The sequence below is a fragment of the Bacillus cereus group sp. N14 genome (genome assembly GCF_016483555.1).
Lineage (GTDB): Bacteria > Bacillota > Bacilli > Bacillales > Bacillaceae_G > Bacillus_A > Bacillus_A wiedmannii.
This window is the reverse complement of record NZ_JAEHBQ010000009.1, coordinates 103,013-122,391: the sequence shown is the minus strand read 5'-3', so window position 1 is coordinate 122,391 and position 19,379 is coordinate 103,013. Positions and strand designations below refer to the sequence as shown.

The window sequence follows — 19,379 nt, the reverse complement described above, 5'->3', positions numbered from 1 at the left end:
ATATTACTATAGGAATTGTATACGAAAGTGTACATGCTTTAGAAATATGAAGGAGGAAATTTCCTATGAAGAAGAAAACAGTTGGGTATTTAGCGATTGCAGGTGCTTTATCATTCGGAATCATTGGAGGAGTCGGTATTCCGGCATTCGCGGCAACGAATACTCAAGCAGCTGAGCAGTCTACAAAAACGGCGAAGAAAGATTTAGATGACGCTACAAAACAAAAAGTAAAAACGATTATGGACGATACAAAGAAACAGTTGGGGGAGCTAGGTGTAAAGCTTCCAGAGAAAGAAAAACGTAAAGATATGTTTGCAGGGCTAGATGATCAGGCGAAAGAAAAAGTGAAATCGATTTTAGAGCAAGAGAAATCTGGGGAATTAACACGTGAACAAGCGCAAGAAAAATTAACGAAGTTAGGTGTGAAGTTCCCGGAAAAGGATAAGCATGGAGATATGTTCGCTAACTTAGACGAAGCAACAAAAGAAAAAGCGAAATCAATCTTAGAACAAGAAAAATCCGGCAAACTAACACGTGAACAAGCGCAAGAAGAATTAACAAAACTAGGCGTGAAGTTCCCGGAAAAGGGTAAACATGGAGATATGTTTGCTAACTTAGACGAAGCAACAAAAGAAAAAGCGAAATCAATCTTAGAACAAGAGAAATCCGGCAAACTAACACGTGAACAAGCAAAAGAAGAATTAACAAAGCTAGGTGTGAAATTCCCTGAGAAAGGTAAGCGTAAAGACATGCTTGCTGACTTAGATGAAGCAACAAAAGAAAAAGCAAAGTCTATTTTTGAACAAGAAAAATCCGGTAAATTAACTCATGAGCAAGCAAAAGAAGAACTAACAAAGCTAGGCGTGAAACTTCCAGAGAAAGAGAAGCATGAAGACATCTTTGCGGGATTAGATGAGGTAACGAAAGAAAAAGCGAAATCGATTTTAGAAAATGAGAAGAAACAATTAGAGGCGTTGAATGTGGATCTTCCACATCACAAACTTTTTATGAAAAAAGATGAGAAATAATTGAGTGAAGTCGTATCTTCCGTGTGGGCAACCGGAAGGTATGTATGTGAGGAGACTTCCTTTTAGAAAGTCTCCTCTTACTTATTGTCGTTTTTTGTTGGTAAATCGATATATTTTGAAAATCACTGATGTAATTTGAGTTACGGTCGATATATTTGAATAATCTCTGATATAATTTTTACCGCTACGCTGTTCCAAAGATACTGGGGAATTAGAGAAATATTATAGCTTCTGTTATAATATAAGAAGAGAAACATTTCTTATGTTATATAAAAAAATATATTGATTTTTTCTAACAATTCAATATAATGAACAATAACTACAAAATTCGACATCAAGAAGTGATGATGAGGACATGATCAATTTTTTACGATTTTCAGAGAGGGAAGCCTTTGGCTGTGAGCTTCCTAATACGGAAAAATGGATTACCACCTCTGAACTGCAGCAGTGAACGGATACCTAGTAATTGCTTGCCGGCAAAAACCGTTATTTAGACTTGAGAAATTGGTGAAGTGTGTTACTTTACGAATTGAAACAAGGGTGGAACCACGAATACAACACTCGTCCCTTTTTTAGGGAGGAGTGTTTTTTTATTTCATTTTTGCATCACACTAGAATTGGAAGGAGGATACGCAGCATGCATCATGATGAGAAGAACAAAATTGGTTTAACAGTAGCACTTTCTATCGTAGTAGGAACGATTATTGGATCTGGTGTGTTTATGAAGCCAGGGAGCGTATTAGATTACTCGGGGAGTTCTAATATGGCTATTCTTGCTTGGGTAATTGGTGGTCTGTTGACGTTAGCAAGTGGTTTAACAGTAGCTGAAATTGGAGCGCAAATCCCGAAAAATGGTGGGTTGTATACGTATTTAGAGGAGATTTACGGAAGTTTTTGGGGATATTTATCAGGCTGGATGCAAACAATTGTTTATGGACCAGCTATTATTGGAACATTAGGCTTGTACTTTAGTTCTTTAATGATTAATTTTTTCTATTTAGATAAAGTATGGAATTTACCAATTGCTATTGGAACAGTTGTGTTCCTTGGCGTTGTAAATAGTATGGGAACAAAATATGGAGGTATCGTCCAAACGGTTACGACAATTGGGAAGATGATTCCGATCGTATTAATTGTTGTGTTAGGTTTTTGGAAAGGAAATAGCGATATCTTTAATGTAGTAGTGCCGATATCAGAAAATCAAAGTATCGGTATGGCAATTTTAGCAACGTTATTTGCTTATGACGGCTGGATTCTACTCGCTTCAATTGGCGGAGAAATGAAGAATCCAACAAAGTTATTACCGAAAGCGATGACAGTTGGGATTTTAATTGTAACGGCTGCTTACGTACTAATTAACTTGGCATTATTAAATGTGTTACCAGCAGCGAAAATTGTAGACCTTGGAGAGAATGCAACAGCGACAGCTGCGGGCATGCTACTTGGAGAATATGGCGGGAAAATCATTAGTATCGGTATTATCGTTTCTATTTTCGGTTGTTTAAATGGAAAGATTTTAACGTTCCCACGTATTCCGATGTCGATGGCAGAGCGTGGACATCTTCCGTTTTCTAAGTTTATCGCAAAGGAAAGTCCAAGATTTAAAACACCAGCAAATGCGATTACTGTTGAAATCATTTTAGGAATTATTTTAATGATTATTAGTGATCCGAATAAGCTATCTGAGATTTCCGTATTCATTATTTATATTTTCTATGTAATGACGTTTATTGGTGTCTTCATTTTAAGAAAACGTAACAAGAATAAAGAGCGTGCATACAGTGTACCGTTATTCCCAATCGTACCAATCATCGCGATTTTAGGATCATTGTTTGTACTTGGAAGTGCGATTATTAATGATCCGGTAAGTTGTTTCTTATCAATTGGAATTGTATTTACTGGACTGCCGGTGTATTGGTATTTAAATAAAAAGAACAAAACTAGTGTTTAATAATTAGAAGGCAGGCGTATGATACGCCTGTTTTTTTATTGTAAAAAAATTGTACTTGTGTTCAATTTCTATTTTGGTTACTATAGTCGTAGTAACCAAAATAGAAAGCGTGGGGAAAGACTTGAATTTTCGTGTGTATATTTTAGCTATCGCGGCTTTCGTAGTCGGAACGGTTGAGCTAATTATAGGAGGAACGCTCGATCTAGTTGCCAATGATTTAGGAGTATCTATTAGTGCAGCTGGTCAGCTTATCACAATATTTTCAGTAGTATTTGCTTTATCAGGTCCGGTTTTATTAGCGGTAACTGGAAAATTTGAAAGAAAAAGATTATACATTGGGGCATTATCAATTTTCTTAATCGGAAATATTATTTCAGCATTTAGTGTGAATTACGGGATGTTAATGTTTTCAAGGGTTGTTTGTGCAGCGAGTGGTTCGCTTATTATTGCACTATCAGTAACACTTGCTTCTAGCGTTGTAGAACCGCATTTTCGTGCGCGTGCAATTGGAATCATTTTCATGGGGATTAGTGGGTCGCTCGTACTTGGAGTACCACTTGGACTTGTACTCGGAAATGCATATGGATGGCGTGCACCATTTGTATTAATTTCGGTATTAACAGTTATAGCAATCGCTTGTATTTCATTATTCTTAACGAAAGTACCACCGACATCAGTACTATCGATAAGAGAACAAATTGCTACGTTAAAAGATAAGAAAATCGTAAGTGCACAGTTAACATCATTTTTATTTTTAACGGGTCATTTAACATTATATGCATATTTAACACCTTTCTTAAAAGATGTGATGCATGTTGAAGCGGATTGGATTAGTGTATTTTACTTTATTTTCGGAATTGCAGCGGTACTTGGAGGCGGCCTTGGGGGCTTGCTTGCTGATAAATGGGGATCGAAGAAAAGTATTATCTCAATTATTATCGTATTTGCATGTGCAATCTTCATATTACCAATGATGACCTTCTCATTCCCACTGTTCATTATTATGATGGGACTTTGGAGTATGCTGAGCTGGGCTATTTCGCCAGCGCAACAAAATTACTTAATTGAAATTGCACCAGAATCGGCTGGTATTCAGCAAAGTTTAAATAACTCTGCGCTTCACTTAGGAATTGCGCTCGGTTCAACAGTAGGCGGAGTTGTTATTGAGAAATCATCTGTTATATATAACGCTTGGGTAGGCGGTGTTTTCATTATATTGGCACTGCTTTGTGCGATTTTCTCTATTACGAGAGGACGTTCGAATCAGCTTACGAAAGAAGAATCTATCATTTGATAGGTTCTTTTTTATTTGTAAAATTTTGCAGGTTTTAGTAGATGTATGGAGAAAGTTATATGTAGCGAGGTGATGGGAAAATGATGTTCAATTTCTCTATATTCGGTATGATACTTGCACTATTACCGATAGTTGTAGTTGTTTTTGTATTAAGATGGATTCGTTTCATCTATCAAAATTCAGAGAAACAAGTGGAGCAAAATGAGAAAATAATTAATTTGTTAATGGAGATAAAAGAAAAAGATAAGTAATATATATTCGTTTAAAATTTGTTTCTCGTAAGTTATGAAGGCACTTATAAAGTGCTTTTTTATTTTTTTGAAATTTAAAATATGTAATATTCATTTGTCAATAGCAGCATGAGAGCAAATAATTTTAAAGTTGCTTATTACTTTGGAACTTTCTCAACAATTCGACAAGATACTACAAAAAAACCACCTATTCTCTTTTTTTTACTATAAGTACAATGAAACAGTAAGATTGCTTCATACAGAAATTTACATATGGTGGTGGAGAGAATGAAACGAAAGATGGTAGGAAAATGGTTTAGTTTTTTAAGCGCTCTTATTATTTTATTAGGAATTGCAATGCCACAAGTAAAGGCAGAAGTAATGAACAGAGAAACATATAAAATGGATTGGAGCTATAGTAATTCGAAACATCGTGAAATAAAGACCGAAATAATTAAAACGGCTTCGGGTAGTATTGCGTATTGTTTAACGCCTGATTTACGTTCACCCAATGGGGATGATTTGCCTGAAATGGGGAAAACATCTGATTCTGTATACCGTGTTTTATTGAACGGATATCCTCAAAAAAGCCCATCTGAATTAGGGATAGCGACAGTAGAAGAAGCGCATTATGCTACACAATTAGCGGTATGGATTGCAGCAAATGAATTAACGGTAGAAGATTTAGTTGCAAAAAATGAACGAGTACATAATCTTATGAAGCGTTTAGTAGAGGTTTCAAAAAAAGAAACAGGATCACAAGATGTATTTTTTAAAGTTAATCCTGTAGATCCACAAACTGCTACACAAAAAGGTGATTATTTAGAAACAGGATTTTATGCAGTGCAAACAAATGCGGTTTCGGGCTCTTATACAATTCTTCCTGAAAACGCTCCTAAAGGGCTTCGAATTGTAAATGAAAATGGGGAAGAGAAAAGTACATTATTAATTAATGAAAAATTCAAAATTTTAATCCCGAAAGATACGAGTAGTGGTAATTTTAAAATGAAAGTGAAGTCTACTTTAACAAATTTACAAGCGATAGCTTTTAAAGGCTCGGAAAAAGTTCAAAATACAACAGTATTGTTACAAAGAAATAGTGAGAAAATCAGTACAGATTTAGTTGTAAATTGGGAATCAGTAGGCTCTTTAAAGATTATAAAATTAGGAGAAAAAAAGGAATTATTAAAAGGGGCTGTGTTTGAAGTTTCTAATGAAAACTTTAAACAAAATGTTACGACTAATGATAAGGGGATTGCGGAGTTAGGTAATCTTCCAATCGGTATATATAGCGTTAAAGAAATTCAAGCGCCAGCTGGATATGTGTTAGACGGAAGTGTTAAAAAAATTGAAGTGAAAACTGGTGAAACTGCTGTATTAGAGTTGAAAAATGAAAATGTAAAAGGTGAATTAGAAATAACGAAAGTAGATATAGCGGATGGGAATACAAAATTACCGAATGCAGAATTTACAATCTACAACGAACAAGGGAAAGAGGTAGTAAAAGGGAAAACGGATGAAAAAGGTATAGCGAAATTCAAATTACCATACGGAAAGTACAAGTATAAAGAAACGATAGCGCCGAATGGATATGTAATAAATGAAGAGACGTTCGCATTTGAAATAAAAGAGAATGGAGAAATTATTAAACATATCGTTCAAGATAAGAAGGTAGAAGGTGAGTTAGAAATAACGAAAGTAGATGTAGCAGATGGGAATACGAAACTGCCAAATGCAGAATTTACAATCTACAACGAACAAGGAAAAGAAGTAGTAAAAGGAAAAACAAATGAGCAAGGTATAGCGAAATTCAAATTACCATACGGAAAGTACAAGTATAAAGAAACAATAGCACCGAATGGATATGTAATAAATGAAGAGACATTTGCATTTGAAATAAAAGAGAATGGAGAAATTATTAAACATATTGTGAAAAATAAGAAAGAAGAAAAGGCATCGCTTCCTTCTAAGTCAAATAAGCCAACACCGAATGAAGAAGTGAAACCTTCGGCTGATGTGAAGCCAATGCAACAACCTAATACTCATAATGAAGTGCGTTTACCAGCTACTGGCGGCGTCGGCAATGAATTTACCGCTTTATTCGTTTTAGGAATTGGTTTTATTATTGCGGGTGCTTATGTGTTAAGGATGAAAAATAGAAAAGAAATGTAGAAAAAAACGCCTTGTAATAGAGGCGTTTTTTTAGTATCTCAACTTCATCAACAAACTCTTAATTTCCTCATCTTCCATAAAGAGATCATGGTGTTTCTGGGTAATCTTCGCAAGTGCAACGTCATGATAGAAAAATTCTGTAAAGAACTTCACGAAAGGTTGTGACATTGTTTTCATTGCTTGCCATGATTCTTGCTCTACACCAGCAAATAAAATTTCACGGTCGTCAACGATGAGTAGTAAGTAGCGCTCTAGCGCGTTAGGCTCTTCAGCTGGGATTAGAAAATGCATGTTTTCTAAGTTTGTTTCTACGTTTCCAACGATAAGGGACTCGGTTTTGACCCCTTGTTTTGCCTTTTCTTCTAATAACGGAAGATATTCTAAAAGAGTATCATTCCAAGCTGAAATGCGAATTGATTCTTTTGCACTTTCGATGAGTTCTTTACTTTGAACTCGAATAGAAGATTGCATTTTTAAGCTCCACACACGGTCATCTGTAAATGATTTTTTTGATATATTTGTTTCCAGTTCTTGAATATTTGATTGGAATTCTGTCGTTAACTTTTCAATTGCTAGCTTGAGTGGTAATGCTGTATACATCTTTTTCTTCTCTGAAACGGAATCCATTACCATTCCTTTATCGATTAGGCGTGCAAGCACTTCATATATTTTTGCTTTTGGGACACCAGAATGCTTCACGATCGTTGTAGCATCTAATGGTTCGTTGCTTGATACGACAACTTCGTAAGCTTGGCTTTCATATTGTGAGAAACCGAATTTTTGTAACATAGTTCCCTCCGAACGAATGAGATTATATAGCTTAAGGATAATGAACTATTTGTTTTTACACAAGTGGTAGTAGGTTTTCTAATCAGATTGAAATGAGAATTAGTTTCAATTTTTTAATTTTATCCATTATACTTAATATAGTGATTAATATGATTACAATACAACATGAAGGGGATGCTGGGGGGAAGATGTTAAGAAGTTTACGTTTAAAAATTGCGGTAGTATTTTCGGTACTTATTTCTATGATGTTCGTAATATTAGGTACAGCTATGTATCAATTACAGAAAGAGAAGGAAGTGCGCTCCTTAGACCAGTATTCTCAAAATACGATGGATCTTGTGACAGAGCAACTTACGACATTTGTTCAAAGAACGGATGAAGATATGGGGTATTATGGGAACAGTGAGATGATTCGTAATATACTTCAAGAAGGAGTTACTCCAGAAGAAGAAGCATTTTTGACGAAAGAGTTTTCAGAGTACAAAAAGAATCATCCTGGCATTTTAGATTTATATATTGGTACGAAAGATAAAAAAACATTAAGTGCCAATCTTGCTGAAGGTGGACAAGTGCCAGAAGGTTATGATCCAACGACAAGACCATGGTATAAAGATTCAGAAGCTGATGTGAAAAAGGTTCACTGGGGACAACCTATGTATGAAATTGCAACAGGTAAGTTAAGCGTGGGAGTTTCTAAAGCAATTACAGCTCAAGATGGATCTGTATTAGGTGTTGTTGCGATGGATGTATCACTTGGAACAATTCAGAAGTTACTTCATAATATTCAATACAATAATGGCGGAGAAATGTTTATTATAAATGATAAAAATATGGCTCTTGTTTACCCAGAGAAAATCGGGAAAGATGTCTCGAAAGAGCCACTTGTGAAGAGTTTAAATAAAGATGTAACAAAATATGCTGTCACTACATTAAAAGGTGAAGATGTAGTTGCATATAGTCAGTCATTTGATTTGATGAAATGGAAGATAGGAATTTTTTATCCGAAAGAAACAATTGATGGGCTATTAAATAGTACAAGAAATACAGTCATTATAATGGCATGTATTAGCCTATTCGTTGGAATCGTAGCTTCATACTTGTTCTCAAGAAGATTAGCAAGACCACTGCAACTATTAACGAATCACGTTCAAAAAGTAGCAGAAGGTGATTTAACGTTGCAAATGAAAGTGACAAGTAAGGATGAAGTTGGAGAATTGACGAACCATTTTAATCATATGGTTGAGCAAATGAATGAAATGGTAAGCAAAATTAAAAACAGTGTATCAACCGTGCAACAATCAACGAATAATCTACATTATTTAACGAATGAAACTGTAGCAGCTAGTAGAGAAGTGTCAGGTGCAATGGATGATGTGAGCGGAGGAGCTTCTACGCTTGCTAATAGTGTAGATGAAGTTTCAGAGCAGCTCGAGAATATGGCGCAGTCAGTGGAACAAATGAATAATTCAGTCGGTGACATAAAAGACGTGGCTGGCAAAGCTGAAGAGGCATCTAAGCAAGGATTACATACGATGCGTAATTTAGTTCGTACAAGGGGCCAATCATCTTCAATTGTTGTTCATACGGAGGAAGCATCCGGAAAGTTAGAGCAAAGAGTTGGATCGATTCAAAATGTTGTAGAGCTTATAAAGGGTATTTCGGATCAAACGAATTTACTTGCTTTAAATGCTTCGATTGAAGCGGCGCGTGCAGGTGAACAAGGTAAAGGGTTTGCTGTTGTTGCTGAAGAAGTTCGAAAGTTAGCGGAACAATCGAAAGAGGCGACAGGAGAAATCGCAACAATGATTGGTGATGTACAAGTAGAGGTAAAACGAGTTGTAGAGGTTGTAAGTAAATTAAAAGATATTGCGGATGTGCAAAATAACGTTACGACAGAGGCAGAGGCGGAATTCCGTACAATTATGTCAGTTGTAAATACGATTAGTACTTCAGTGGAACAAATTGTCGAAGAGGTACATAACATCGGTTACGAGCAAGGAGAAATTACAACGGTAATGCATACAATTGCTAGTACAAGTCAAGAAAGCGCAGCTGTTTCGGAAGAAGTAAATGCTGCAACTGAATCTCAAGTGAGTCATCTAGAAAAGGTAGCTCATACGATGGAAAGTTTGACGGAGCATATGAGAGACTTAGAAAGATTGGTTGAGCAGTTTAAAATAGAGGAATAACAAATTAGTAAAATGATGAGTATTTCGGTAAAATAGACAATGGATATATAAGAAGCAATTATAGGAGGAAGACTACTATGGCAATTGTTGACGTATCGATTATTCCAGTAGGAACTGGCAATCCAAGTGTTAGTGAATATGTAGCAGAAGTACAAAAGGTGCTAGAGAAAAATGCAAATCGCGTGAAGTATCAATTAACACCAATGAATACAGTAATTGAAGGAGATCTTCCTGTCATTCTAGAAGTAATTCAACAAATGCATGAAGTTCCATATACGAAAGGTGCACAGCGCGTTGCAACAACAATTCGTATCGATGATCGTCGTGATAAAGTAAGCACAATGGAGAAAAAATTAAACTCTGTTCGATCAAAATTATAAGGAAAAGCAGCGATCTTCGCTGCTTTTTTCATATAGGAGGTAAATAAGATGAGTGAAAAGTTTAATGAACAATTTGACGGGTTGTTAGAGAAATACACGGAGTTATTACTTGGAGAGAGCAATGAAGAGAGAAAAGAGCAGGTGCAGAAGTGGGCACTGTATTCTTACATAGCAAAGACGATGCCGGCTTTAGTGAAGCACTGGAATGAGACATATCCCGATGCAAAAGAAGAGATGGTACAGTTAATTACAGATATTAAAAGGCTGAATGAAGAGAAGAGAAATGAGCAATAAAAAAACTTGAGGTAAATATAATCTCAAGTTTTCTGTATTAATATCCTTATATAATTTACATGGAATATAAAGGATTTTATAGGCATGTCGAAAATATTCGACATGCCTATTTTGTGCTTAGTAAACTCCATTTTTCTAAATGTCGAAAAATATTTCAGGCATAGTTATAAGCAAGAATATAGGGTTTTAAATATTTTTATAGTATTTTATAAATTATCTAAATAATTATTTGTATCCAATAATTTTAAACAGTGATATAATTTTGAAGAGGGGTAAAAAACAGATAAATCACAGTCATAGGGGTGAATTACATGGAACAATTAATGCGAAATTCGTTTCTTTTCTTGTCAAAAAATAAAGCGCTAACAAAACTGGCTAAAAAGTATGGTTTGCGCTTTGGTGCAGGTCGCTTCGTCGCAGGGGAAACGATTGAATTAGCGACAGCTGCAATTAAAGCATTAAATAAGCAAGGTCTTTGTGTAACGATCGATTATTTAGGTGAATTCGTTGATAACGAAGCGGAAGCAAATGAAATGGCTAGCGAATCGATTGAAGCGATTCGTGCAATTGGAAGAGAAGGTCTTAATTCGCAGCTTTCTTTAAAGATGACTTCTATGGGATTAGATATCTCTGATGAAATCGTAATGAACAACATGCGCCGTATTTTAGAAGCTGGAAAAGAAAATGGTGTGTTTATTACAATTGATATGGAAGACTATACGCGCTGCGGGAAAACAATTGAGATCTTTAAACAATTAAAATCTGAATACGATAATATTGGTACAGTTATTCAAGCTTACTTATATCGTACAGAAAAAGATATGGAAGAATTAAATGCTTATAGTCCGAATTTACGTCTTGTAAAAGGAGCTTATAAAGAACCTGAAGAGGTAGCGTTCCCGGATAAGAAAGATGTAGATGATAACTATAAAAAAATTATAAAAATGCACTTATTAAATGGAAATTATACTGCAATTGCTTCACATGACGAAGCGATTATTGAATATACGAAAAAACTTGCCGAAGAACACAACATTCCAAGAGACCAATTTGAATTCCAGATGTTATATGGTATTCGTAATGAGCGTCAACTTGAGCTAGTAAAAGAAGGTTACAAAATGCGTGTTTATGTGCCTTATGGAAACGACTGGTATGGCTACTTCATGCGTCGTTTAGCAGAGCGTCCAGCAAACGTTGCGTTCGTGTTAAAAGGTATGGTTAAAAAATAACCAAGGAGAAAATACTCCTTGGTTATTTTAATTGCTGAAATGCGTAATGTGCCATTTTCTTCGTATCAGGATATAGCTGCGTGCGAGTAGAAGATAATACAACATTAATGACGCGTTTACCGTCTTTTTCATCCACTGTTACGACCGTATATTTTCCGAGTGCTGATAGACCGCTTTTACTTCCAATTGCATATGGATCGTCATATAGTTCTTCTCGTCCATAGTTTGCGATGTTTGGAGAGCGTTCTGAAGTATGTAGAGTTGTACGTGTTGAATTCATATATTCTAAAACAACTGGGTACTTTAATGCTTCTTTCGTAATCATAGCAATGTCATATGGCGATACTTTATTTCCAAGTGCATCAGCACCACTTGCGTTTTTGAAAGTCGCATGCTTTGTACCAAGTTCCTTCGCTCTTGCATTCATCATTTTTACAAATTCATTTTTTGATCCTGCGATATGTTCTGCGATGGATTCAGCTATTGGGTCTGCACTAATAATAAGCATAAGCTTTAATGCCTCATCACGTTTTAACTTTTCCCCGGCACGAAGTTTAATTTTCTTACTTTGACTTTCTGTTTTAATTGCGTTCTCTGTAACTGTAATTTCTTCATTTTCTTTTACATTCTCTAGTAAGAGTAAGGTAGTCATCATTTTCCCTATACTAGCCGGATAAGAGCGTTCGTCTTCCCGCTTCCCATACAAAATTTCACCTGTGTCTGCATCGATTGTAATGCCATATTGCCCAGTAATGTTAGGTTGATCCGCTCTTACAGCTTGTTGCCTTTGTGCATAAGAGAAGAAAATCATCCCTGTAAATAGTGTAGCAATCATTACAATTATAACTATTGTTCGTTTCATTATAATTCCCTCATTTGTTACAAATAAATTGGGCAGAAAAAGCAGCCATTACCCATTATGCCACGTTTTCTGCCCAAAAATATACCGTTATTTTTCGCCCATATTATGCTTCTTATATTGTTGGTTATTACCTTGACGGCCCTTTTCCACACCGTGATTATGCGGACCTGCATTTCCCGTTACGCTTGCTGCGCTAATTCCAGCCTTTGAAGGGTTCTTCTTAAGTTTTGCCATATATATTCCTCCAGTTTCGTCAGATTATAAAAAGGAAAAGTGTATTTGAGTGAAGAAAATACATATATATAGCATGGGCAAATAAAAGAAAAAAATTTATTTCAGAAAATTTTATCAATAAATATATTGCGAAAATTCAAACTGTATCATATATTTATTAGTAGAGGCTCACTCATTGATTGCGACTTATGTCGAAAAATTGAATGAGCATTCATTCAAGAATAGGGGGAGAAATGGATGTTCCAAATTAAAAAGGCTGCTGTTCTAGGTTCAGGCGTAATGGGTTCAGGGATTGCGGCACACTTAGCTAATATTGGTATTCCGACATTATTGCTTGATATTGTACCACCTGCGCTAACAAAAGAAGAGGAAGCGAAGGGACTTACATTAGAACATAAAAGTGTGAGAAATCGTTTTAGTAATACGGCTGTGCAAAAACTATTAAAGCAAAAACCAGCTCCTCTGACAGTGAAAGGAAATCTAGCACTGATTGAAGCAGGTAACTTAGAAGATGATCTTGAGCGTCTAGCTGATGTAGATTGGATTATTGAAGTAGTAGTTGAAAACTTAGATATTAAAAAGAAACTATTTGAAAAAGTAGATGCTGTTCGTAAAACGGGTTCTATTGTAAGCTCGAATACGTCAGGCATTTCAGTAGAAAAAATGGCAGAAGGTCGTTCAGACGACTTCCAGAAGCACTTCTTAGGCACACACTTTTTTAACCCACCACGATATTTAAAACTTCTAGAGGTAATACCGACGAAAGAAACAGATCCACAAGTATTAAGCTTCATGAAACTATTTGGCGAAGACGTTCTTGGAAAAGGCGTTGTTATCGCAAAAGACACACCAAACTTTATTGGAAACCGCATCGGTACGTACGGTTTATTAGTAACTCTTCAAGAGATGATAAAACGCGGCTATAGCATTGGGGAAGTTGATTCTGTAACAGGCCCACTTATTGGTCGTCCGAAGAGCGCAACGTTCCGTACATTAGATGTTGTTGGTTTAGATACATTTGTACACGTTGCAAATAACGTATATGAAAACGTACAAGAAGAAGAGCGTGATGTATTTAAAGTACCAGCTTTCATGCATGATATGCTTGATAAAAAATGGCTTGGAAGCAAAACAGGTCAAGGCTTCTTCTTAAAACAAGGAAAAGAAATTTTAGAACTAAATCCTGAAACGATGGAATACGAAGCTCGCAAAAAATTAAAAGCTGCATCTATCGAGTTAAGTAAACAAGAAAAAGGTTTATCGAATAAATTGAAAGCGCTTGTATACGCGAAAGACCGCGCAGGAGAGTTGTTATGGAACATCATCACACCAACTCTTTTATACTCTGCAAAACTTCATAAAGAAATTGCTGACGATATCGTTGCAATTGACCAAGCGATGAAGTGGGGCTTCGGCTGGGAGCAAGGACCATTTGAAGTTTGGGATGCAATCGGCGTTGAAAAGTCCGTTCAAAAGATGGAAGAAAACGGCGTAGTTGTTCCGACTTGGGTGAAAGAAATGTTAGAGAAAGGTTTCACTACTTTCTACAAACATGATAACGGAGATAGCTACTATTACGATAATGGCGAATATAAGCTAATCGAACGTAATAAAAAGGCAATTTCTCTTAAACAATTAAAAGCGAAAAATGGCGTATTAAAGAAAAATAGCGGAGCGAGCTTAATCGATTTAGGCGACGGTATCCTTTGCTTAGAATTCCATTCGAAGAGCAATGCAATCGGTATGGATATTACGCAAATGATTAACTACGCTGTTGATGAAGTAGAAAAGAATTATAAAGGTCTTGTTATCGGTAACCAATCGAAGAACTTCTGCGTTGGTGCGAACCTAGCAATGATCTTAATGGAAGCACAAGATGACAACTACTTTGAAATTGAGTTGGTTGTGAAAAACTTCCAAGATGCAATGACGAAAATTAAATACTCTTCTAAGCCAGTTGTAGCAGCACCATATGGTATGACGCTTGGCGGAGGTACAGAAGTTTGCTTACCAGCAGCTAGCATTCAAGCTTCTAGCGAAACGTATATGGGCTTAGTAGAAGTTGGTGTTGGCTTAATCCCTGGCGGAGGCGGTAATAAAGAGCTATATATTAAACACTTAAATAAAATGCCAAACGGTGTAGAGTTTGATCTGCAAAAAGTTGCGAATAAAGTATTCGAATCTGTAGCGATGGCGAAAGTTTCTACATCAGCACAAGAAGCTGTATCGAACAACTTCTTAGGCGATAAAGACGGTATTAGTGTGAATGGTGATCACTTACTATATGATGCGAAACAAAAAGCACTTGCTTTATATGAAGCTGGCTATAAAGCACCAATCCGTAAAAAGATACCAGTTGTTGGTGAAACAGGATATGCAACTCTTGTACTTGGTGCAGAAGCAATGCATTTATCAGGTTACATTTCTGAACATGATCTTCACATTGCGAAGAAACTTGCATATGTCATTGCGGGCGGAAAAGTACCGTACGGAACAGAGGTTGATGAGCAGTATTTATTAGATGTAGAACGTGAAGCATTTATTAGCTTAGTAAGTGAGATGAAATCACAAGCAAGAATGCAGCACATGCTTGTAAAAGGAAAGCCATTACGTAACTAATAACGAGGGGAGATATCGTTCATGAGAGAAGCTGTCATTGTTGCGGGAGCAAGAACACCAATTGGAAAAGCAAAGAGGGGTTCATTAAAAACAGTTCGTCCTGACGATCTAGGGGCGTTAGTAGTAAAGGAAACGTTAAAGCGTGCGAATTATGAAGGACCAATCGACGATTTAATTTTCGGTTGTGCAATGCCAGAAGCAGAGCAAGGCTTGAACATGGCTCGTAATATCGGCGGACTAGCAGGACTTTCTTACGATGTTCCAGCTATTACAATTAACCGTTACTGTTCTTCAGGTTTACAAAGTATCGCTTACGGAGCGGAGCGCATTATGCTTGGTCACTCGGAAGCTGTATTATCAGGCGGAGCGGAATCAATGAGTTTAGTTCCGATGATGGGACACGTTGTTCGTCCAAATAGTCGCCTTGTTGAAGCAGCTCCAGAATATTATATGGGTATGGGACATACAGCAGAGCAAGTTGCTGTGAAATATGGAATTTCTCGTGAAGAACAAGATGCATTTGCAGTAAGAAGTCATCAACGTGCTGCGAAAGCATTAGCTGCAGGGAACTTTGCTGATGAAACAGTATCTGTAGATGTAACGTTACGTACTGTTGGATCAAACAATAAACTGCAAGAAGAAACAATCATTTTCGCGCAAGACGAAGGTGTAAGAGCGGAAACGTCGCTAGACATTTTAGGTAAATTACGTCCAGCATTTAACGTTCGCGGTTCTGTAACAGCTGGTAACTCTTCACAAATGAGTGACGGTGCAGCATCTGTATTATTAATGGATCGTGAAAAAGCAGTGAGTGATGGCATGAAACCACTTGCGAAATTCCGTTCATTTGCAGTAGCTGGCGTACCACCAGAAGTAATGGGAATCGGCCCAATCGCTGCAATTCCAAAAGCGTTAAAATTAGCTGGTTTAGAGCTATCTGATATCGGCCTATTCGAACTAAATGAAGCATTTGCTTCTCAATCGATCCAAGTTATTCGTGAACTTGGTTTAGATGAAGAAAAAGTAAACGTAAACGGCGGTGCAATCGCACTTGGACATCCACTTGGCTGTACAGGAGCGAAACTAACACTATCTCTTATTCACGAAATGAAACGCCGCAACCAACAATTCGGTATCGTAACAATGTGTATCGGCGGCGGAATGGGAGCAGCGGGAGTGTTTGAATTACTATAAAAAAGTGTAAGCGGCTCGTTCAGAATGAGAGGGGGATGGAGCTTCAGGCGTAGAGGCGCTCTTTGCCTCGCAGGAAGCAGCGAAGCCACCGAACATTCTAGCCGCTGGAACTAGATTATGAAAAAAAGTGTAAGCGGCTTGCTCAGAACGAGACGCCGCCAATACAAAGAATGGAAGCAACAAAGGTTTATAAAAAATAAAATTGAGAGCCAGCTTCTTTCAAAAAGAGAGAAGCGGCTTATGAAAATATAAAGGAGGAAATTTTCATGGAAAAAACAGTAGGAAATGCGGTTAAAGGCGGTAGCTTTTTAGTTGACGAGATTACGATTGATCAAGTGTTTACGCCAGAGGATTTTTCATCTGAGCATAAAATGATTGCAAAAACGACAGAGGACTTTATCGTAAATGAAGTTCTTCCAGAGCTTGAATATTTAGAGCAACACGAGTTTGATCGTTCTGTTCGTCTTTTAAAAGAAGCTGGGGAACTTGGTTTATTAGGCGCTGACGTACCAGAAGAGTATGGCGGAATTGGTCTTGATAAAGTAAGCTCAGCGTTAATCGCAGAGAAATTCTCTCGCGCTGGTGGCTTTGCAATTACTCACGGTGCTCACGTAGGTATCGGGTCATTACCAATCGTATTATTCGGTAACGAAGAGCAAAAGAAAAAGTATTTACCATTACTTGCAACTGGTGAAAAATTAGCGGCATACGCATTAACAGAGCCAGGTTCAGGGTCTGATGCATTAGGTGCGAAAACAACTGCACGTTTAAATGCAGAAGGTACACATTACGTATTAAATGGTGAAAAACAATGGATTACAAACTCTGCATTCGCTGACGTATTTATCGTATACGCAAAAATTGATGGAGAGCACTTCTCAGCATTTATCGTAGAGAAAGAATATGCTGGCGTATCTACAAGCCCAGAAGAAAAGAAAATGGGTATTAAATGTTCTTCAACTCGTACATTAATTTTAGAAGATGCATTAGTACCGAAAGAAAACTTACTTGGTGAAATCGGTAAAGGTCATATTATCGCGTTCAACATTTTAAATATCGGCCGTTATAAATTAGGTGTTGGTACAGTTGGATCTGCGAAACGTGCAGTAGAAATTTCAGCACAATATGCAAACCAACGTCAACAGTTCAAACAACCGATCGCTCGCTTCCCATTAATTCAAGAGAAACTTGCGAATATGGCAGCGAAAACATATGCAGCTGAAAGCTCTGTATACCGTACAGTAGGTTTATTCGAAAGCCGCATGAGCACATTATCTGAAGAGGAAGTAAAGGATGGTAAAGCAGTAGCAGCTTCTATCGCTGAATATGCAATCGAGTGCTCTTTAAATAAAGTATTCGGTTCTGAAGTACTAGATTATACAGTAGATGAAGGTGTTCAAATTCACGGTGGTTACGGATTTATGGCAGAGTACGAGATTGAAAGAATGTACCGCGATTCTCGTATTAACCGTATTTTCGAAGGAACGAACGAAATTAACCGCCTAATCGTACCAGGTACGTTCTTACGTAAAGCGATGAAAGGTGAATTACCACTTCTTCAAAAAGCACAAAAATTACAAGAAGAGTTAATGATGATGATGCCAGAAGAAGTAGGCGATGAGCCATTAGCACTTCAAAAATATTTAGTAACTAACGCGAAGAAAATCGGCTTAATGGTAGCTGGATTAGCTGCTCAAAAATATGGTAAAGCATTAGATAAAGAGCAAGAAATTCTTGTGAATATCGCTGACATCGTAAGCAATCTATACGCAATGGAATCAGCTGTTCTTCGTACAGAAAAAGCAATCAAAACAACTGGCCTTGAAAAGAATAAACAAAAAGTGTTATACACTGAAGTATTCTGCCAAGAAGCATTTAACGAAATCGAAGCAGATGCGAAAGAAACACTTATCGCAGTTGAAAACGGCGACATGCTGCGCATGATGTTATCATCATTACGTAAATTAACTCGCCACACACCACTTAACGTAATTCCGAAGAAACGTGAAATCGCTGCGAAAATTTTAGAAGATGAGCGTTATACAGTTTAATACCTTTAAATAACAGTAGTCGTATAAACGACTACTGTTATTTTTTTGTGAAAAAATGTAATTTTCAGTGACGAAAACTAATACCATTAGTATAATAAAACTAATGGTATTAGTTTTTTGTGAAAAGGGAGCTGGAAATATGAGAGTGATACATGAAAAAACGGTATATCAATTGTCATTTTTGCCAAGAGTGTTTCCTGTGAATTGTTACTTTGTGGAGGAAGAAGATGGTTTAACTTTAATTGATGCGGCTTTGCCATATAGCGCAAAAGGAATTTTACAGGCGGCTGAGAAAATAGGGAAACCAATTACGAATATTGTATTAACACATGCGCATGATGATCACATCGGTGCACTAGACGCATTAAAGGAAGTACTTCCTAATGTTCCAGTCTATATTTCTAAACGGGACGCAAAGCTGTTAGAAGGCGATACGACGTTACAAAAGGATGAACCAAATACGCCAATAAAAGGCGGTGTACCTAAAAAGGTGAAAACGGCACCTGATGTTTTATTAGAAGATGGCGACCGAGTTGGATCGCTTCTTGCGATTATGACACCGGGTCATACGCCAGGATCCATGTCGTTTCTTGATATACGAAATAAAGCTCTTATTGTTGGGGATGCATTTCAAACAAGGGGAGGTATGGCTGTTTCGGGACAAATGAAATTTTGGTTTCCGTTTCCGGCGATGGCAACGTGGAGTAAAGAAGTCGCATTACAAAGTGCAGAGAAGCTAAGAGAATATGAGCCGTCCTTGCTTGCGGCAGGGCATGGGAAAATGATAAATGATCCAGGCGCTATCATAGAGCTTGCCATTAAGGAAGCTAAGCGGAATATAGAAAGTATGAAAGAAGGTTAAT

General features: G+C 37.0%; 16 protein-coding genes and 1 other annotated feature. Of the genes, 13 read left to right on the top strand and 3 right to left on the bottom strand.

Annotated features, from left to right (window positions below; genetic code table 11):
• Positions 1-65 precede the first annotated feature (65 nt).
• From JDS82_RS15100 to JDS82_RS15080, 5 genes are all read left to right on the top strand, one after another.
• On the top strand, positions 66-1,028 hold the full coding sequence (locus tag JDS82_RS15100) for a hypothetical protein (RefSeq protein ID WP_199713523.1): 963 nt from the start codon (positions 66-68) through the stop codon (positions 1,026-1,028).
• A 335-nt stretch (positions 1,029-1,363) separates the two neighbouring features.
• Positions 1,364-1,600: a binding site (T-box leader), on the top strand.
• 65 nt (positions 1,601-1,665) lie between these two features.
• The gene (locus JDS82_RS15095; RefSeq protein WP_000546329.1) at positions 1,666-2,979 is read left to right on the top strand and encodes an APC family permease; all 1,314 of its coding nucleotides are present in this window, start codon (positions 1,666-1,668) and stop codon (positions 2,977-2,979) included.
• 49 nt (positions 2,980-3,028) lie between these two features.
• Positions 3,029-4,273 (top strand): MFS transporter, encoded by a 1,245-nt coding sequence (locus tag JDS82_RS15090; protein WP_097814910.1) that lies wholly within the window; start codon positions 3,029-3,031, stop codon positions 4,271-4,273.
• A gap of 80 nt (positions 4,274-4,353) precedes the next feature.
• Positions 4,354-4,524 (top strand): hypothetical protein, encoded by a 171-nt coding sequence (locus tag JDS82_RS15085; RefSeq protein WP_000971477.1) that lies wholly within the window; start codon positions 4,354-4,356, stop codon positions 4,522-4,524.
• 267 nt (positions 4,525-4,791) lie between these two features.
• A complete protein-coding gene (locus JDS82_RS15080; RefSeq protein ID WP_199713522.1) occupies positions 4,792-6,675 on the top strand; it encodes a SpaA isopeptide-forming pilin-related protein in 1,884 nt (627 codons plus the stop codon).
• A 30-nt stretch (positions 6,676-6,705) separates the two neighbouring features.
• Here JDS82_RS15080 and JDS82_RS15075 read toward each other — a convergent pair whose 3' ends face one another.
• Entirely contained in the window at positions 6,706-7,464 is a 759-nt protein-coding gene (locus tag JDS82_RS15075) for a TrmB family transcriptional regulator (protein WP_199713521.1), read from the bottom strand.
• Positions 7,465-7,652: 188 nt separating this feature from the next.
• On the opposite strand from JDS82_RS15075, the gene JDS82_RS15070 reads away from it, so the two are divergent.
• From JDS82_RS15070 to JDS82_RS15055, 4 genes are all read left to right on the top strand, one after another.
• Positions 7,653-9,653: a methyl-accepting chemotaxis protein gene (locus tag JDS82_RS15070; protein ID WP_199713520.1), complete on the top strand. Its 2,001-nt coding sequence runs from the start codon at positions 7,653-7,655 to the stop codon at positions 9,651-9,653.
• Between the two features lie 77 nt (positions 9,654-9,730).
• Complete coding sequence (locus JDS82_RS15065; RefSeq protein ID WP_001018865.1) at positions 9,731-10,033, top strand: MTH1187 family thiamine-binding protein; 303 nt, start codon at positions 9,731-9,733, stop codon at positions 10,031-10,033.
• Between the two features lie 48 nt (positions 10,034-10,081).
• Positions 10,082-10,327, top strand: a complete 246-nt coding sequence (locus JDS82_RS15060; protein ID WP_001290594.1) for a YusU family protein — start codon at positions 10,082-10,084, stop codon at positions 10,325-10,327.
• Positions 10,328-10,638: 311 nt separating this feature from the next.
• A complete protein-coding gene (locus tag JDS82_RS15055; protein WP_000436767.1) occupies positions 10,639-11,556 on the top strand; it encodes a proline dehydrogenase family protein in 918 nt (305 codons plus the stop codon).
• A 22-nt stretch (positions 11,557-11,578) separates the two neighbouring features.
• Here the strand turns inward: JDS82_RS15055 and JDS82_RS15050 are convergent, their stop codons facing one another.
• Entirely contained in the window at positions 11,579-12,418 is an 840-nt protein-coding gene (locus JDS82_RS15050) for a D-alanyl-D-alanine carboxypeptidase family protein (RefSeq protein WP_000831447.1), read from the bottom strand.
• A gap of 87 nt (positions 12,419-12,505) precedes the next feature.
• Positions 12,506-12,652 (bottom strand): YuzL family protein, encoded by a 147-nt coding sequence (locus tag JDS82_RS15045; RefSeq protein WP_001096344.1) that lies wholly within the window; start codon positions 12,650-12,652, stop codon positions 12,506-12,508.
• Between the two features lie 237 nt (positions 12,653-12,889).
• Between JDS82_RS15045 and JDS82_RS15040 the strand changes: the two genes are divergently transcribed.
• From JDS82_RS15040 to JDS82_RS15025, 4 genes are all read left to right on the top strand, one after another.
• Positions 12,890-15,271, top strand: coding sequence for a 3-hydroxyacyl-CoA dehydrogenase/enoyl-CoA hydratase family protein (locus tag JDS82_RS15040; protein WP_088060076.1), 2,382 nt, complete (start codon positions 12,890-12,892; stop codon positions 15,269-15,271).
• A 21-nt stretch (positions 15,272-15,292) separates the two neighbouring features.
• Positions 15,293-16,465, top strand: a complete 1,173-nt coding sequence (locus JDS82_RS15035) for an acetyl-CoA C-acetyltransferase (protein WP_001206340.1) — start codon at positions 15,293-15,295, stop codon at positions 16,463-16,465.
• A 266-nt stretch (positions 16,466-16,731) separates the two neighbouring features.
• Positions 16,732-18,516, top strand: a complete 1,785-nt coding sequence (locus JDS82_RS15030; RefSeq protein WP_000416287.1) for an acyl-CoA dehydrogenase family protein — start codon at positions 16,732-16,734, stop codon at positions 18,514-18,516.
• A 139-nt stretch (positions 18,517-18,655) separates the two neighbouring features.
• The gene (locus JDS82_RS15025) at positions 18,656-19,378 is read left to right on the top strand and encodes an MBL fold metallo-hydrolase (protein ID WP_001263840.1); all 723 of its coding nucleotides are present in this window, start codon (positions 18,656-18,658) and stop codon (positions 19,376-19,378) included.
• Position 19,379: the final 1 nt, after the last annotated feature.

What these genes read in the sequence shown, in the direction of transcription:
- JDS82_RS15100 (WP_199713523.1), top strand. Translation starts at nt 66, where the DNA reads ATGAAGAAGAAAACAGTTGGGTATTTAGCGATTGCAGGTGCTTTATCA.
- JDS82_RS15095 (WP_000546329.1), top strand. Translation starts at nt 1,666, where the DNA reads ATGCATCATGATGAGAAGAACAAAATTGGTTTAACAGTAGCACTTTCT.
- JDS82_RS15085 (WP_000971477.1), top strand. Translation starts at nt 4,354, where the DNA reads ATGATGTTCAATTTCTCTATATTCGGTATGATACTTGCACTATTACCG.
- JDS82_RS15080 (WP_199713522.1), top strand. Translation starts at nt 4,792, where the DNA reads ATGAAACGAAAGATGGTAGGAAAATGGTTTAGTTTTTTAAGCGCTCTT.
- JDS82_RS15075 (WP_199713521.1), bottom strand. Translation starts at nt 7,464, where the DNA reads ATGTTACAAAAATTCGGTTTCTCACAATATGAAAGCCAAGCTTACGAA.
- JDS82_RS15070 (WP_199713520.1), top strand. Translation starts at nt 7,653, where the DNA reads ATGTTAAGAAGTTTACGTTTAAAAATTGCGGTAGTATTTTCGGTACTT.
- JDS82_RS15065 (WP_001018865.1), top strand. Translation starts at nt 9,731, where the DNA reads ATGGCAATTGTTGACGTATCGATTATTCCAGTAGGAACTGGCAATCCA.
- JDS82_RS15060 (WP_001290594.1), top strand. Translation starts at nt 10,082, where the DNA reads ATGAGTGAAAAGTTTAATGAACAATTTGACGGGTTGTTAGAGAAATAC.
- JDS82_RS15055 (WP_000436767.1), top strand. Translation starts at nt 10,639, where the DNA reads ATGGAACAATTAATGCGAAATTCGTTTCTTTTCTTGTCAAAAAATAAA.
- JDS82_RS15050 (WP_000831447.1), bottom strand. Translation starts at nt 12,418, where the DNA reads ATGAAACGAACAATAGTTATAATTGTAATGATTGCTACACTATTTACA.
- JDS82_RS15045 (WP_001096344.1), bottom strand. Translation starts at nt 12,652, where the DNA reads ATGGCAAAACTTAAGAAGAACCCTTCAAAGGCTGGAATTAGCGCAGCA.
- JDS82_RS15040 (WP_088060076.1), top strand. Translation starts at nt 12,890, where the DNA reads ATGTTCCAAATTAAAAAGGCTGCTGTTCTAGGTTCAGGCGTAATGGGT.
- JDS82_RS15035 (WP_001206340.1), top strand. Translation starts at nt 15,293, where the DNA reads ATGAGAGAAGCTGTCATTGTTGCGGGAGCAAGAACACCAATTGGAAAA.
- JDS82_RS15030 (WP_000416287.1), top strand. Translation starts at nt 16,732, where the DNA reads ATGGAAAAAACAGTAGGAAATGCGGTTAAAGGCGGTAGCTTTTTAGTT.
- JDS82_RS15025 (WP_001263840.1), top strand. Translation starts at nt 18,656, where the DNA reads ATGAGAGTGATACATGAAAAAACGGTATATCAATTGTCATTTTTGCCA.